This window comes from Marinimicrobium hydrolyticum (assembly GCF_030848505.1).
In the GTDB taxonomy this organism is placed as follows: domain Bacteria; phylum Pseudomonadota; class Gammaproteobacteria; order Pseudomonadales; family Cellvibrionaceae; genus JAVDDU01.
The window spans coordinates 298,204-314,586 of sequence record NZ_JAVDDU010000002.1; the positions used below are offsets into that span (position 1 = coordinate 298,204).

The following is a 16,383-nucleotide window of genomic DNA, read 5'->3' on the forward strand; positions in this document are numbered from 1 at the left end:
ATGGCTCAAGGAGAACCCATGTTAGAAGAAGTGCTGGTTACCGGTATCCGGGCCTCACTTGAGCGTTCAATGGACATCAAGCGCGATTCTACAGGCGTTGTGGATGCCATTTCCGCAGAAGACATTGGTAAATTCCCTGATACTAACCTGGCAGAATCTCTCCAGCGTATCACTGGTGTGTCCATTGACCGTCGTGATGGTGAAGGCAGCCGGGTAACGGTTCGTGGCTTTGGTCCCGACCAAAACCTCATCACCCTAAACAATCGTCAACTGCCCACCACCACTGGCGGTCGGTCATTTGAATTCGCCAACATCGCGGCTGAGTCCGTAACAGGCGTACAGGCTTACAAAACCGCTGACGCCACAGTAACCTCTGGTGGCATGGGCGCCACAATCAACCTGTCCACGCACAGACCTCTGGACAACCCCGGCCTGCGTCTTGCCGGTAGCGCCAAGGTAGTACACGATGAGTCCGCTCGCACTGGTGGTACTACCCCAGAACTGAGTGGCTTGTTCTCCAACACCTTTATGGATGACCGCCTAGGTGTGTCCATCTCTGGCTCTTATCAAGAGCGTGAAAGCGGCAGCCGTGAATTCTTAGCAGACCAGGGCTATCGCGCCTGGGACTTGGGCTTTGATGGCTGGGGTGGCGCTCCTCAAGCACCGGCTGGTGGCGCCAACCGCCCTAGTCCAGACGAGCACAGCGGCATCTACTCGGTACCTCAGCAACCGCGTTACGTTTTCCAAGACCGTGAACGCACACGTATCAACGGTCAGGCGGTAATCCAGTTTGAGCCTACCGACGACATCACCATTACTGCGGATTACGTGTACATTCACAACAACTACGAAATCCAGCACAACGACGTTTCCGCATGGTTCAACTACTCTGATGACCGTAGCGACACTATCTGGGACGGCGACGATCGAGGTATTTTCTGGCCAACCGTTTACTCAGAGATCTACCCCGAGGCTACTCGCGACACCTCTTTGACTGTGGGCTCCTACGGTTCCGACGAGGAAATTAACTCTTTCGGCTTGAATGTAGAGTGGCGAGTTAACGACCAGCTAACCCTGGAATTTGATCACCACACCTCTGATGGTGAGCGCAAAGCCAGTGACCCGAATCGCGGTACTGCCAACAACATGCAACTGCCGTCTTACACCCGTGGCCGCACTGCGCTCGACCTGACTGGCAGCCTGCCAGGCATTGGTATTCACCCGGATGAAGTGGCGGCGTTCCAGCCCGACACCTTCCAGTTGTCTGGCAGCTGGTTCCAGAACCATCATTGGATCTCCGACGTTAGCCAAACTCAGTTGCGCGGTAACTTCGAATTCGATGACTCCATGAGCATCGATTTTGGCGCTTCACTAAATACCGTCGAAAACACCAACCGCTTTGTCCAAGTTGAGCGTCCCGACTGGGAAGGTGTAGGCGAGCCTGGTGACTTCTCTGGCTTTGACTGGACAGAGACCAGTATCGTAGACAAAATCGGTGGCACGCCGGGCAACTTTGCCGGCCTGGACTACGCTGTTCTGGATCGCATGTGGTATGCGAACTTCGACGAAATCGTCCTCGCTGCTGAACTGGCAGATCCGGACGCCAACACCACCAACAACATCTTTGGTGACTGTCAGGCGGCACCAGGCGCAGTCTCAGGTCCCGGCGGCGCAGGCCAGTTCTGCCCCTCCACCAACTATGACCTTGGCGACAACAACTACACCGAAGAAGAAACCACTGCTGTTTACGCACGTTTCAACTACTCAGGAGATCTGGCAGGCAAGTCATACGACTTCCACGCTGGCCTCCGGTATGAAACTACTGACGTATACTCCAGCTCTTCGGCTGCTAACTACACCGATGTGGTTTGGACTGAAGCCACCCAGGCTGCCCTGGACGGCGACGGAAGCACCACAACACTGGAGCAAAGCGCCAGTTACTCGAACGTTCTGCCCAGCGTGAACTTCAACCTGGACGTGTCTGACGACGTAATACTGCGCTTGGCGGCGGGCAAAACCATCGCTCGTCATGGTTTCGGTTCGTTGCGCGGCGGCACGAGTGCCGGCGGTGCGGGTACCCGTGGTGGTTTTACCGCCAACAGTGGTAACCCCGGCCTGAAGCCTCTTGAGTCAACCAACTTCGACATGTCCGTCGAGTGGTACTATGACGACGTGAGCTACGTGTCTATCGGTGCCTTCCGTAAGGACGTGTCGAACTGGGTATCAACTCAGCTGCAAGAGCGGGTGATCTATGAAGGCTTACCTAACGTGTTCGAAGGGCCTCGCTTCAATGATGCCATCGCAGCACTGGGTTCCAGCGCCTCCAACGAACACATCCGTCAGTGGATCTTCGAAAATCGCGCTGACCATCCGGACGTGGATGTCGCGACTCAAACGATTCGTGGCACCCAGGGTGAAGACCCCGATGTTGTTTTCAACGACCTGGTTCCAGTCAACAGTGATGTGAAACGTACCGTTAGCGGTTACGAGTTCAATATCCAGCACATGTTTGGCCACACCGGCTTTGGTGCCATTGCCAACTACACCGTGGTGGATGCTGACATTTCCTACGACGACACCAGAATCGGCGACACACCAGCACTTCCTGGCTTGAGCGATACCGCTAACTTGGTTGCCTTCTACGATGACCGCGGTCTGCAGGTACGTTTAGCTTACAACTGGCGCTCTCGCTTCCTGAATGAGCGTCGTGTTGGCGGCGATGGTCTGACAGCAGGTGTCTACACTGCTCCATACCACCAGCTGGATCTGTCTGCTAGCTATGACATCCCGGCCTTCGATGGTTTGACTGTCTTCTTCGAAGGTATCAACATCACCGACGAGCGGGTTGAAACGCATGGCCGTCACGAAGATCTGATCTATCGGATTACCGAGACCGGTCCGCGCTACGCCCTGGGGGTACGTTACAGCTTCTAATTAATTAGCTTGTAACATTCCCAATCGAAGTCCGCAGGGTCCGCAAGGGCCCTGCGGCTTCTTTTTATAGTGAGGTCCAATAAATCGCCATGACTGAAGAACGCGTTAAAAAGATAGTCATAATTGGTGGTGGCAGTGCAGGTTGGTTAGTCGCGGGACGGCTGGCAAACCGATTTAAAGACAGCACTACCGACAACGGTCTGGATCTTACCCTGATTGAATCGGGAACCATTCCCACCTTAGGCGTCGGCGAGGGCACCTGGCCTTCAATGCGTTCGACGTTAAACAAAATTGGCATCCCCGAAACGCAGTTCATGACCCACTGCGATGCGAGCTTCAAACAAGGCTCAAAGTTTATCGACTGGCAGCAAGGCAAAGGTGAGTTTTACTACCACCCCTTCGAACTGCCGGCTCCCTATGCCGACGATTTTATCGGCACCCTGGGAACAACATTTTCTGGCAAAAGCTTTGCGGAGTGCGTCTGCCCCACGGTAGCTCTGGATTCCAGCGACCTCGCCCCCAAACTGATCACGTCAGCCAGCTACGCCCATGTGGTGAATTACGGATACCACCTGGACGCTAACAAATTCGGCACACTCCTGCGCGATCACGCTCTCAACCACCTCGGGGTTAAACACCTTGTGGATACGGTAGAAGGTGTGGACTCAGATGAGCGCGGTTACATCAAGGCAGTCACCACTGCTAGCGGTCAACGCATTGAAGGTGACTTGTTCATTGACTGCTCGGGTTTTGCTTCGATACTGATGAAAGGCCACTATAAGATTCCTTTTGTCAGCTGCGAGCATCGCCTCTTTAACAACTCGGCCATCGCCGTACAAATTCCATATTCGAGCGATGCAGCGCCTATCCAGTCGTATACCCACTCCACCGCTAAGAGTTCGGGCTGGATCTGGGATATCGGCTTGACAAGCCGGCGAGGCGTGGGATATACCTATTCCAGTGCTCACTGTACGGCTGAGGCAGCGCAACTCGAGCTGGAAACTTACGCCAAAGGCGTTACCGCCAACTGGCAGGACTTAAGCTATCGAAACATTAAGTTTAACCCCGGCCATTTGAAAAAGTTTTGGCATAAAAACTGTGTCGCCATCGGTGTTTCGAGTGGCTTTCTGGAACCTCTGGAAGCCTCAGCACTGGTCATGATTGAACAGGCCTCGGACATGCTGGCAGACAACCTACCGGCCACCTATTCAGCCATGAGCCTGATCGAGAAGAAATATAACGAGCGGTTTAGCCGCCATTGGCAACACATTATCGAGTTTCTGAAACTTCACTATGTAACGTCGCAGCGCGACGGTGACTACTGGGCGGATAACCGGCAGCAACAAAGCTGGCCCGAGGAGCTCGTCGAGAAAATGGAATTCTGGAAGCACTTTTCACCCAGCCGATACGACGATACGGCGCTGCGGGAACTGTTCCCTACCGCCAGTTATCAATATGTCCTCTATGGCATGGGCCAAGCGGAACCGACTCCGGCCGCCAAGCTCCGGAAAACAGAGCAAATGATTATTCGGCAACTGGAAGACAGCTTCCGCAAAGCGGCGCAATTGGTGCGGAGCCTGCCAACCAACCGTGAATTGCTAAACGCACTTAATACGCACAACAAAACGACCGCTTAAACAACACAAACATTGATTTCGATCAACGCAAGAAGTTGTGATTTCGATGATAAATTAACAAGAACTTTTAATTTCTAGTTAGGATTTTTCATGCCTCAGCACGAACTACTCAACAACATCGACCACAAAGACATCCGCATTATTACCGAAAGATCACCGGAGTACGGAGATGATGTTTGGTATGTACCTACTTTTTGGCGTGAATTCCGCAGCGTCCAATCCTGTTATCCCATTCTCTTTCAGGCGGAAAAAGCCGAGGGGGCCTTCACTCCCGTAACCTTCTTTGGGTTCCAGAAAGGTGAAAACCTATTCCTGAGCAACGACGGCTGGGACGCGTCATACGTCCCTTTGACCGTACAAAGAATGCCGTTTTTCATTGGCTTTCAGAACAAACAGGAAGGCGGCGAGCCTGTGCAAGAGCGGGTGATCACCATCGACATGTCGTCTCCCAGGGTCAGCCGAACCGAGGGTAGAGAGCTGTTCCACGAATTCGGCGGCAACAGCGAGTACCTGGAGACCATTGCGGACATTCTGGAAACCATGCACCGCGGCATTCAAGAAAACCCCGACTTCATCAAAGCGCTGGTGGACAACGACCTACTGGAGCCTGTAACGCTCGACATTCAATTGAAGGATGGCAGCAAGAACCAATTGATTGGTTTTCATACCATTGATGAAGAGAAGTTCAAAGCGCTTCCCGCTGAAGTCATTACCGACTTGCACAAAACTGGGTACCTAGAGGCAATCTATAGCGCCATAATGTCTCAGATACAATTTAAGGAGCTTGTTCGCCGCAAGAACCTTAGCCTGCCCACAAGCGCGTAGTAACCATGTCCTACCCCGGTCTGACAACGCTGGACAACCAGTCACCGGACAAGATCGCCGATGAAGTCTTGGCATCTTCCAGCCCGGTTTATCTTCCGGGCTTTTGCGCCGACTGGCCGGTCGTGTCAGCGGCGCTAAAAGGCTTGCAAGACGCGCTGGATCACTTAGCGCAGGGTTACTCGGGCGAACCCATCCGGACCTGCTACCTGGACGCCAGCGAAAACGGCCGGGTGTTTTACAATCCAGACGTAACCGGGTTTAACTATCAAGAGCGCAGATCGAACTTTCTCGATGTTGCCAAGCAACTGATGGACCCTGACTTCCGGGCACGCTCGACGGTATACATCAGTTCCACAGAGGTGGCGCGCTGCTTCCCGGCACTAAGCCGCGAATGCAAAATCGAGCATCAAGCCTCTCGAGGCTTGGTGAATATCTGGATCGGCGGGCGATCCAGAGTGGCCGCCCATTACGACGCCGTCCAAAACCTAGCCTGCTGTCTGGCAGGACGAAGAAAGTTCACCCTGTTCCCCCCGGAGCAAGTAACCAACCTGTACCCCGGTCCACTCAATTTTGCTCCAGGAGGCCGGGAAGTCAGCATGGTGGATTTCAAGGCGCCTGACCTTGAAAAATACCCTCGATTTGCGCAAGCCCAAGCCGCCGCCATTGAAGTAGAGCTAATGCCTGGCGATGCTTTGGTAATCCCCAGCATGTGGTGGCATCACGTCGAAGGCCTGGATGACGTCAATGTACTTCTAACGCACTGGTGGAAAGAGTCGCCCGCGTATTTGGGCAGCCCGGCCAGTGCGCTTATGCACGCACTCTTGGCCGTAAGAGATTTGCCTGCACCACACAGAGCCGCCTGGCGAGCGCTGTTTGATTATTACGTGTTTGACGGTACGGCCGATAAGTTTGAACACATTCCCGAACCCGCCAGACGATACTTGACGGTTCCTTTAACGGAGCAACTGGCCCGACAACTGCGTGCAGAACTGCAAAACCAGCTTCGACGATGAGCAGTTACACAGACAATCGATAATGAGTAGCGAATTATGACTAATCAGCCCATTGAAAAAATCGTCATCGCCGGCGGCGGCACCGCAGGATGGATGGCTGCGGCGGCAATAACCAGGCACTTTGGAAAAATACTACAGGTCACCTTAGTGGAATCGGACGCAATTCCCACAGTGGGGGTTGGCGAATCCACCATTCCTACATTACACCTGTTCCACGACTTGCTGAAAATCAGTGAGGCTGAATTTATGTCGGCTACCAACGCCACGTTCAAACTGGGCATCAACTTTGAAAATTGGAGAGATGTCGAAAAAGACTACTTTCACTCGTTCGGCTCGCTAGGCAAAGACTGTTGGGCGTGCGGCTTTCACCACTTCTGGATCAAGGGCATGCAGGAAGGCATCGCCAGTGAGCTCGGCGATTACTGTCCAGAGCACTTGGCGGCACGGAAGCACAGTTTTGCCGTGAACCCAAAACAGAATCGCAAATATGCCTACCACATAGACGCTGGCCGATACGCCAAATTCCTGCGTAACATGGCTGAGCAAAGTGGGCTAAAGCGAGTGGAAGGCAAGATCAACCGCGTGGAACTGGACCAAGCCAATGGTTATATCAGAAAGCTGCATTTGGAGTCCGGAGATGTTGTAGAGGGCGATCTGTTTATCGATTGCACCGGGTTTTCAGCCCTGCTGATGGAAAAAGCACTGCATACGGGTTTTGAGAACTGGTCCCACTGGTTACCCTGCGACGCCGCGATTGCCGTACAAACCGATGTTACCCAACATGTGCCTTATACCCGGGCTATTGCCAGAGAAAATGGCTGGCAGTGGCGCATCCCCCTACAAACCCGTACCGGTAACGGGTTAGTATTCTGTTCAAAATATTGGGATGAAAATCAGGCTAAAGAGGCGCTGTTAAATAATATAGTTGGCAATCCCATAAACGAGCCCAGGGTAATCCGGTATCAGACGGGCACACGGCGTAAGCACTGGAACAAGAATTGTATTGCTCTCGGCCTGTCCAGCGGTTTTATTGAGCCTTTGGAATCTACCAGCATTCACCTGATACAGCAGGGTATCGTACGGCTCTTGAAACTGTTGCCATCCAAGGAAATGGAACCTGCAAAGGTAAACAAGTTCAATGACCAAATGCGCTACGAAATGGAGAACATCCGTGACTTCATTGTTTTGCACTATCACGTTACGGAGCGATCTGATACCGAGTTCTGGCGTTACTGTAAGGGCATGGAAATTCCGGACACCTTAGCCGAAAGGATCGCGTTGTTTAAACAGTCCGCCCACGTCTATAAGCTTGAAGCCGAATTGTTTGGGGATCCGTCTTGGGTACAGGTGATGGTGGGCCAGGGCATCATGCCCGAGAAGTATCACCGAATTGTCGATATGATGGACAAAGAGGAACTAAACTACTTCCTCAGTAAAATCCGGGACTCCATTGCAAGCGGGGTGAGCAATCTCCCCAATCATATGGACTTCATCAATCGTTACTGCCGCGCCACAGACAAGGTGAGCTAATGCAAGCGGGTAAGGGCGATCTCAGTATTGATTTTTTGGGCGAGCAAAAGTCGCCTATACTGACGATTGACAATTTTTCCGGCAATCTGAACGCGGTCCGGCAGCAAGCCATCGCGTCCGCCGACTATACGCCGGATCAGATCAGTAAATACCCCGGGGTCAGGGCTCCCCTGCCCCGGGACTACATCATCGCTTGTTTGCAACCCCTGCTGCCTTATATCTATAAGATCTTCAAGATCCCTGGGCACCTCAAGCCAAATCCAAAAGGCAGTTATTCGTTGATAACGAAAACAGAGGACCAGCTTTCGCCCTGGCAAACAATCCCTCACTTCGACAAAACCAGCCCCTACATGATCGCCTTTATTCATTACTTGAACGAAGGCAATTTCGGCAGCACCGGTTTTTTTCGTCACAAAGCCACCGGTTTCGATTACATCGACGAAGGTAGGAAGGATCAGTTTCTTCATTCAGTCCAGCAGTTTTTGTCCAGCGATCAGCGGCCATTGAGCTACGTTGATGCCGAGCATCCGGAGTTCGAGCTGTATCATTCGGTCCCCTACAAGACCAACCGAATGATCCTATTTCGCGGCTACATGCTGCACTCGGGTCTGGTAAACCTGCCGACGGACATCTCCGATGATCCGCTGACCGGACGACTCACCGCCAATATGTTTGTGGATTTTCGTTAGCCCCTTCTGATCTGGCAGCGCATATTGGTAGCGCTACCATAGATGCGTTACAATCATGCTTTGGGCAACCCCGCACCGACACCACAATAATTTATTACCCGGAAGTCAGGACGTGCTATGCAAGTCAAGAATGTCGTAATCGCTGGCGGCGGTACCGCCGGCTGGGTGGCCGCAGTGGCTTTAGCGAGGCAACTGGGCGAGTTGATCAACATCACCCTGGTTGAGTCCGAGGAGATAGGCACCGTCGGCGTGGGCGAAGCGTCAATCCCTCCCATGCGCGTGTTTCACAAGCTTCTGCGTATCGATGAGCAGGAGTTTATGCGCGAAACCCAGGCCACCTTTAAGTTGGGCATCTCTTTTGAGAATTGGAAAGTTGTAGGCCAGGATTACATCCACGCCTTTGGTCGCACCGGGAAGGAAACCTGGCTGGGCGAATTTCACCACTTTTGGTTGCGGGCCAAGGAGCTGGGTTTCGGCGACGAGTTCGGCGATTACTGCTACGAACTTCGAGCGGCCCAGGAAAACCGATTTGCTACCGCACCGGACTCCAGCGCGATCAGCTTTGCCTACCATTTGGATGCCACCCGCTACGCGCGCTACTTGCGCACGCTGTGTGAAAAGGAAGGCGTGGTCCGTAAAGAAGGTAAGATTACCCGAGTCATTCAGCACGACCACGACGGCAGCCTGAGCGCCTTGCAACTGGACAGCGGGGAGACGATCGAGGGCGACCTGTTTATCGACTGCACTGGCTTTCGCGGCTTACTGATCGAAGAAACCTTGCACACGGGCTATGAGGACTGGAGTCATTGGCTTCCCTGCGACCGTGCGTGGGCGGTGCAGACAGAGAAAGTGCAAGCTTCCGTCCCCTATACCCGTTCCATCTCCCGGCGCGCTGGCTGGCAGTGGCAGATTCCATTGCAGCACCGGGTGGGTAATGGCCATGTCTTTTGCAGCCGCTATCTGTCAGACGAAGACGCCCGCGACGAGCTGTTGGAAAACCTGCCGGGCAAACCGCTCACAGAACCGCGCTTGATCCGTTACCGTACCGGCCGCCGACGCAAAGTCTGGAACAAGAATTGTATCGCCCTGGGTTTATCCAGCGGTTTTGTCGAGCCCTTGGAGTCGACCAGTATCCATTTGATGATGATGGGTGTGACCCGCTTGCTGAAACTGTTTCCATTTAACGGCATCAACCCCGCGGTTGTGGATCATTACAACGCCGTGGCGGTGGATGAACTGGAAAAAATTCGCGATTTTATTGTGCTGCATTATCACGTCACTGATCGGCAAGACACCCCCTTCTGGAGACACTGCCGTCAAATGGAAATCCCCGACTCCCTGGCACATCGCATTGAGTTGTTTCGCGAAGACGCGCAAGCGTTCCAAGGGGACAGCGAATTGTTCCGCGTCGATTCCTGGACCCAGGTTATGCTGGGGCAAGGGCTGATGCCCAAGGCTTATCACCCCGTCGCCCGAATCATGGAAGAGGCACACTTGCGAAAATTTCTTGCCGATTACCGCCAATCGGTTAGCGATGCTGTGAACAAGTTACCCACTCACGAAGACTTCGTTAAGCAATACTGCCCTGCGTCCAAGCCGTAAAGACGCCAAGCAGTGACTTCAACGACGGCCAAGCGAGCGCTAGCGACGCCCGCTCGCGCCTTCTTGAACTTGTAATTTTCCTGCCGGTCATAAACTACGGACTACTCCCCGTGGAAACTTGTGGCAACCGAGAAAGGAGATTCGAGAATGGCTAACCTCAAGGCATTAGTAACCAACCGATTTTCACGTTTAGCTTTGGTGGCGTTTATAGGCGCCGCCATAGCGGCATGCACACCAACTCGTGATGATGCACGACCAATGGAGGAAGACGCACCCAGAGTATCCTACGAGTTCTCTAACAACGAAGGGCTTGTGGACGCGTCTTTTCAGGCAGAAGTTTACTGTCGCCAGTACAACGCCTGGCCCGAAATCGAAGAGGTGGATCAGCGCCGAAGGGGCCGAGGCGGAGAAGTCACCTTCACCTGTAAACAGGAGAGGGTACAAGAAACCGAAAGTCGGTCTCTGCCCAGAGGTTCGGCATTGAACTATAACTACCACGACCAGCAGAGCCTAATAGAAGCCACTATGGAAGCTCAGCGCCACTGCGCCAAACATGGCGCCGAGGCTCGGCCGGTAACCAATGGCCTGGATGAGGACCGGCGGAGCGTAAGGTTTGAGTGTGTACGCTCCTATTAAGTAGGCCCAGGAATTACATTTTGTAATAACGCACCTCGCGGTGGTTCCTTAACCACCGCGAGGTTTGCTCGCCCGGTAAAACAGACTAACTGGAATCTCCAGCCAACAAACCAAAGAATACTCCAGAAATCAGCGCAAAACCCGCCCATACGAAAACATACGGTCGTTCCGTACAGCGCGCCTTGAGTTCAACCGGCGCCAGGGCATTGATCCCGCGTCGGGCACTATAGTCCTGCAGATACTCCGCTGCGCTTAGGGCGCCTTTCTCCAGAGCATCATCGAGCAGACTATGTACATTGGACGGCAGAATCGGCACCGGCTCCTGATTTAACCGCGCGACCAGGTAAGTAACTACTTGCTCTTTGCTCAGAGGTGAAATGTGTTTTTCGGGGAACAACGACATGGGTAGCGTCCTTCTTTACCGCTCAGCGACGCGGCTTGGCATCAACATACAGCGTCACTATGCCCTGCTTTGAGCTTCCGACCAAGCTTGCCGGTTACACCTTCGTGAAAAGCGTGTTTAAATGGTCACAATGAATATAAGGCTAGTTTCGGGTCAAGCCGTTTCGACCTGCGCATTATCTACACTCCATAACGCTAAAAACGATGAGGGATAATATGAAAATCCGCCCAACCTCTTTACTTTGGCCACTGAGTGGCGCCCTGCTAATTGTTTCGCTAATCACGGCTTGCGCCACCCAACAACCACGCCCCGAGGGTCTCACGCTCCATGAGCGGGAATACTTCGCGCGACCCGGCGTAAACGTGCTGGCATTCAGCAGCCCACCCGGCGGCATGTTCTTTGATGCCAAAACCAGCGGCATCGAAGTGATTCACCACGGCGAACGCACCGCCACTAACGGCGACGTACGGCTTCTGCACACGCCCGAGCAGTGGGACGGCATGGGAGAGTTTGTGGAGCGCGTCGTCAACCGAGACGACTACAGCATAGAGACTCAGCTGGCGTACCCCGAGCACGATTTTTCCTATCGGGTTCGGGCCACCGCGGATGGCCAAGTGGTCAGGCTCAGCGTGCACTTGGACGATCCCCTGCCCGCCGAGCTGGTGGGCAAAGCCGGCTTTAACATGGAGTTTTTGCCCGCGGCCTATTTTGGCAAAGGCTATCTGATGGATGGCAACAGCGGTCTCTTTCCCCGTCACCCCAGTGGCCCCATGAACGTGACCGAAGAAGGGCTGACGGAACCCACCCCATTCACTACCGGGAGTACTTTTGTGCTTGCGCCAGAAGATCCCGAACATCGCATTACCGTGCGTGAAGCCACGGGTGACAACCAACTCATGGTGTTCGATGGTCGCAACAAGGCTCAAAACGGCTGGTACGTAGTACGCAGCTTGATCCCTGAAGGCCAGTCCGGGAAAGTCATTGAGTGGGAGTTGGACGTACACGGTATTCCTGGCTGGCAGCGCGACCCGGTAATTAGCTATTCCCAAGTGGGCTACCACCCGGCCCAGCCTAAAACCGCCATCATTGAACTGGACGCACAGGCCCGCCCGGAAAGTCGTGCCACGCTGCTGCGGGTCGATGCCGAGGGCAACAAAACTCGCGCTCACCGTGGCGAGGTGGAGTCCTGGGGTAATTACTTGCGCTATCAATACGTCAGCTTCGATTTCTCATCGGTGACCGAACCGGGTCTCTACGTCATCGAATACGGCGATCAAACCACCAAGCCGTTCCGTATAGATCCCAGCGTGCACGAAGACACCTGGCATTTGACTCTGGATGTGTTTTTCCCAGTGCAAATGGACCACATGAAAGTGCGCGAAGCCTATCGGGTTTGGCACGGCGCCTCGCATCTGGATGACGCCCTCCAGGCGCCCGCAAATTACGAGCATTTTGATCTCTACGCTCACGGCCCGGAAACCGATACCAACTTCGAAACCTTCGAGCACATTCCCGGTTTGAATTATGGCGGCTGGTACGATGCCGGTGACTACGACATCCGCACCCAATCTCAATACTTCACCGTGCAGCATCTGGTGCACACCTGGGAGCAGTTCGGTATCGATCGCGACAACACCACCGTCAGTCAGGAAAAACTGTACACGGAAATTCATCGGCCCGACGGCAATCCCGATATCCTTCAGCAAATTGAGCACGGGACGCTTGCGTTGATCGCGCAACATCGGGCTATCGGCCACGCCATCCCCGGCATCGTGGCCGGCCATTTGTACCAGTACCCCCATCTGGGCGATGGCTCCACCAAGACTGACAACCGGGTGTACAACCCAGAACTGGATCCCTACTCGGATCAGCGCACTGTGGGTGACATGTACAACCCGTCCACCGATGCGCCAGCACCCGAAGACAGAGTCATGGCAACCGATGGTCTTACCAGCGGCCGCTTCGATGATCGTTGGGCCTTTACCACCAACACAACTGCTCTGAACTACGGTTCAGCGGCCGCCCTCACGGCAGCCAGCCGCGCCCTGCGTGGCTACAACGATGAGCTGGCGGACGAGTGTTTGGAAACCGCGCAAAACGTGTGGGTCTACGAACAGAACCGCGAACCCAACCTGTTCCGTCACGGCAACACCACGGGCGGCCTCCCCCACGAGGAGCAATTGAAAGCCGCCGTGGAGTTGCTGATCACCACCGGTGAGCAGCAATACGCCGACGCGGTTCGAGATCTGTTGCCTCAAGTCGAAGAGCGTTTTGGTGCCAACGCGTTTATGTTGGCTCTGGCCCTACCGCACATGGACCAAGCCTACGCACAGCGCCTGGAAGAATTAACCCGGCAGTACCGGGAAGACATTCGTGAACATGAAGCGGAAAACCCCTTCGGCGTACCCATCACCCGGGGCGGCTGGGCCGGCGCCGGTACGGTAATCAATTTCGGTATCGCCAACTACTGGCTGCATAAAGCGTTTCCGGACATCGTTGAAGCGGATCTGGCGTTTCGCAGCCTGAACTTCGTATTTGGCACTCGCCCGGCTTCCAACTACTCGCTGGTGTCCGGCGTCGGCGCTGACTCCCAACTGGTTGCCTACGGCATGAATCGAGCGGACTTCTCCTTCATCCCCGGCGGGATCGTCCCGGGCATTCTGGTGCTGCCGCCAGACTTCCCCGAGAACAAGGACAACTGGCCTTTCTTCTGGGGTCAGAACGAATATGTGATTACGGTTGGGGGCAGTTATATGTTTTTAGCCAACGCTGTTCAGGATCTACTGGAACAGCAATAGGATTGGTACAGTGACAAGAGGTCACACCCACAAAAAAGGCGCCCATGCTGCGAGCGCCTTTTTTTGTGTTTTACATTAAGTCGATTTGGTGACGGCGGGTTCGTCAGGATTAATAAATGGCTCGGGCGCAGCTTCAGGTGGTGCTCGGCGCTGGTCATTCTTTCTCTGCGCCTCCGCCACCAGAATACCGCCCCAGGAGCGAAGCTTTTCAAACACCATCAGACACAAGCCCAAAGCCGCCAGAGAAAGAGCTATACCCCAAACGCCCAGGGCGTCCTGCTCGGCAAAACAGGTCCAGATAAATTGCCCTACACATAAGGCCGCGACCACCATCAAAATAGGCTTGCGGCCGATTCGCTCAACAATAAACACCCCCAAGGGTGCACCCAGCGCCACCACTGGCGCCGCCGCCAACCAGTTTTCGTAAACTCCCGGTTGCCAACTGTTAGTCAGCGTTTTAATGGCCACACCATAAACGGATGTAAACGCCATAATCACCACCGAAGTGGGAATGGCGATTTTAAGATCGGCACGGCACAGCAGTACCAGAGCGGCATAGATCACCATATCGATGCCGACGCCAGTCACTGAAACCGCCAGTAAGCTGGCTACCAATCCCAGCATAAAGCCGACCCGGTGGTCCCATTGTTCATCGAACTCGGTCATTCCCACGTGGCCAGCGATCTCGCCAATCCGGTACAGGTGTAAAACCCCAAAACTCCCCCACAACACCGCAAAGACAACTTTGATCCACAAATCCGGCACCAGAGGCGCGAAAAATATGATTCCGATGGGTGCACCAATCAAAGCGCCCACCACCGCCCCTTTGAGCATGGCCCAGGCCAGCGGCTGACGGCGGGCGAGAATAAAAATACTGGCGCTGACCATACCGATGGACTGGACCGCGAAACTGAAGTCCCGCCCCAGAGTGGCCGGCATATCAAACAACAACACCAGGACCGGGAAGCCTACGGTACCCCCGCCCATGGGCGTAGAACCGGCCGCATAGCTGCCAATGGCCATGGCCAGCGCCATAGGCCAGTGGCCCTTGGCGGCCTCCCAGGCACCTTCAGCTTGGAGTAACAGCAACCACGTTGAATAGAAAACGGCCAGCCACAGGAACCAGACCCAAAGATGTTTGCGCGGAGAAGCTTTTATGGACATGAAATACAGCTCGTTCTTATTGGTGACAACCCCAGGGATAGAGGGTCTATAGTAGACCGGCAAGTTTTACGCCAGGCGCGAACAAGATCAAGCGATGCGCCATCAATTTTGGCTATGACGTTTTCAATCTCATCCCCACCCGATACTATGACCGTGTTTTTTCTTAAGATGACGGGCCCATGACGCTCACCGATTTACGCTATTTAGAGGCTCTGGCAGACCAGGGGCATTTTGGCCGCGCCGCCGCCCAATGCTGTGTCGGCCAGTCCACCCTGAGTATGGCCATCCGCCGCCTGGAGAGCGAGCTGGACATTGTCCTGTTCGAGCGCTCACCGGCCGGTATCCGTGCCACACCCGAAGGTGAGCGGATACTGGCCCACGCCCGCTGTGCCCTGACCCACGCCGACACCATTATCAGCCTGGCCGCTAATAGCACCAATCCGCTCGCTGAACCCATGACTCTAGGGGCGCCGTCCACCATCGCGCCCTACTTCTTTCCCCTGATGCTGCCGCATCTGCGTCAGTTGAGCGAAGATCCGCAGGTTTACCTGGAGGAAGATGATGGCGCCGCGCTCAAGCGTAAACTGGCGAATGGAGAGGTGGATGCACTGTTGGTGAGCTTACCCTTCCAGCACCCGGATATTGTTACCCGGCCCCTATTCGACGAACCTCTGGTGGTGTTGATGCCCTCCAGACACGCCTTGGCCAGCCGAGTGAGCGTGCCCCCTGAAGCGCTGGCCAACCAGAAAGTGCTTTTACCGGACCCCGGCGACTGCCTGCGCGAGCACATTCTGGCCGCCTGCCCTGAACTGAGAGACCGCGTCGAAAGTAGCCAAGACCGGTCACTCACCCACGGCAGCACTCTGGAAACCCTGCGACATATGGTAGCCTGTGGCCTGGGGCTCGCCGTGGTTCCCATCTCGGCCGTAAGCCTTGGCCTGCAGATGCCCGGAACGCTCTATCGCCCCTTTATCGGCCCCGGAGTCCACCGCACCCTGGGCTTGGCCTGGCGGGCGAGCTTTCCCCGGCACGAAGCCATAGACGCTCTGATTGAAGCGCTGCTGGCCTGCAACCCCGCCTACTGGCTAGACCCCATCGAGTCACCCAGCGGCGTATTCGTTGAAAACCAATACTGGTAATGGCCGGACCTGG

The 16,383-nt window shown here is 54.7% G+C and carries 12 protein-coding genes; 10 read left to right on the forward strand and 2 right to left on the reverse strand.

Annotated features, from left to right (window positions below; all coding sequences use genetic code 11):
• Positions 1-18: 18 nt before the first annotated feature.
• The 8 genes from RBH33_RS04580 (at position 19) to RBH33_RS04615 (ending at position 10,866) form a co-directional block, all read left to right on the forward strand.
• Positions 19-2,934, forward strand: a complete 2,916-nt coding sequence (locus RBH33_RS04580) for a TonB-dependent receptor (protein ID WP_306730956.1) — start codon at positions 19-21, stop codon at positions 2,932-2,934.
• An 89-nt stretch (positions 2,935-3,023) separates the two neighbouring features.
• Positions 3,024-4,571, forward strand: a complete 1,548-nt coding sequence (locus RBH33_RS04585) for a tryptophan halogenase family protein (protein WP_306730958.1) — start codon at positions 3,024-3,026, stop codon at positions 4,569-4,571.
• Between the two features lie 90 nt (positions 4,572-4,661).
• On the forward strand, positions 4,662-5,396 hold the full coding sequence (locus RBH33_RS04590; RefSeq protein WP_306730959.1) for a SapC family protein: 735 nt from the start codon (positions 4,662-4,664) through the stop codon (positions 5,394-5,396).
• Between the two features lie 5 nt (positions 5,397-5,401).
• Positions 5,402-6,409, forward strand: coding sequence for a cupin-like domain-containing protein (locus RBH33_RS04595; RefSeq protein WP_306730960.1), 1,008 nt, complete (start codon positions 5,402-5,404; stop codon positions 6,407-6,409).
• Between the two features lie 36 nt (positions 6,410-6,445).
• On the forward strand, positions 6,446-7,939 hold the full coding sequence (locus tag RBH33_RS04600; RefSeq protein WP_306730961.1) for a tryptophan halogenase family protein: 1,494 nt from the start codon (positions 6,446-6,448) through the stop codon (positions 7,937-7,939).
• On the forward strand, positions 7,939-8,628 hold the full coding sequence (locus RBH33_RS04605; RefSeq protein ID WP_306730962.1) for a DUF6445 family protein: 690 nt from the start codon (positions 7,939-7,941) through the stop codon (positions 8,626-8,628). Before RBH33_RS04600 ends, RBH33_RS04605 begins: the two co-directional genes overlap by 1 nt.
• Before the next feature lie 117 nt (positions 8,629-8,745).
• On the forward strand, positions 8,746-10,230 hold the full coding sequence (locus RBH33_RS04610) for a tryptophan halogenase family protein (protein WP_306730963.1): 1,485 nt from the start codon (positions 8,746-8,748) through the stop codon (positions 10,228-10,230).
• 147 nt (positions 10,231-10,377) lie between these two features.
• A complete protein-coding gene (locus RBH33_RS04615; protein WP_306730964.1) occupies positions 10,378-10,866 on the forward strand; it encodes a hypothetical protein in 489 nt (162 codons plus the stop codon).
• A gap of 85 nt (positions 10,867-10,951) precedes the next feature.
• Here the strand turns inward: RBH33_RS04615 and RBH33_RS04620 are convergent, their stop codons facing one another.
• A complete protein-coding gene (locus RBH33_RS04620; RefSeq protein ID WP_306730965.1) occupies positions 10,952-11,269 on the reverse strand; it encodes a hypothetical protein in 318 nt (105 codons plus the stop codon).
• A gap of 215 nt (positions 11,270-11,484) precedes the next feature.
• On the opposite strand from RBH33_RS04620, the gene RBH33_RS04625 reads away from it, so the two are divergent.
• Positions 11,485-14,067 (forward strand): glycoside hydrolase family 9 protein, encoded by a 2,583-nt coding sequence (locus tag RBH33_RS04625; protein WP_306730966.1) that lies wholly within the window; start codon positions 11,485-11,487, stop codon positions 14,065-14,067.
• 75 nt (positions 14,068-14,142) lie between these two features.
• Here the strand turns inward: RBH33_RS04625 and RBH33_RS04630 are convergent, their stop codons facing one another.
• On the reverse strand, positions 14,143-15,231 hold the full coding sequence (locus RBH33_RS04630; RefSeq protein WP_306730967.1) for a sulfite exporter TauE/SafE family protein: 1,089 nt from the start codon (positions 15,229-15,231) through the stop codon (positions 14,143-14,145).
• Between the two features lie 179 nt (positions 15,232-15,410).
• Between RBH33_RS04630 and RBH33_RS04635 the strand changes: the two genes are divergently transcribed.
• Positions 15,411-16,370 (forward strand): hydrogen peroxide-inducible genes activator, encoded by a 960-nt coding sequence (locus RBH33_RS04635; protein WP_306730968.1) that lies wholly within the window; start codon positions 15,411-15,413, stop codon positions 16,368-16,370.
• The last annotated feature ends 13 nt before the right edge of the window (positions 16,371-16,383 follow it).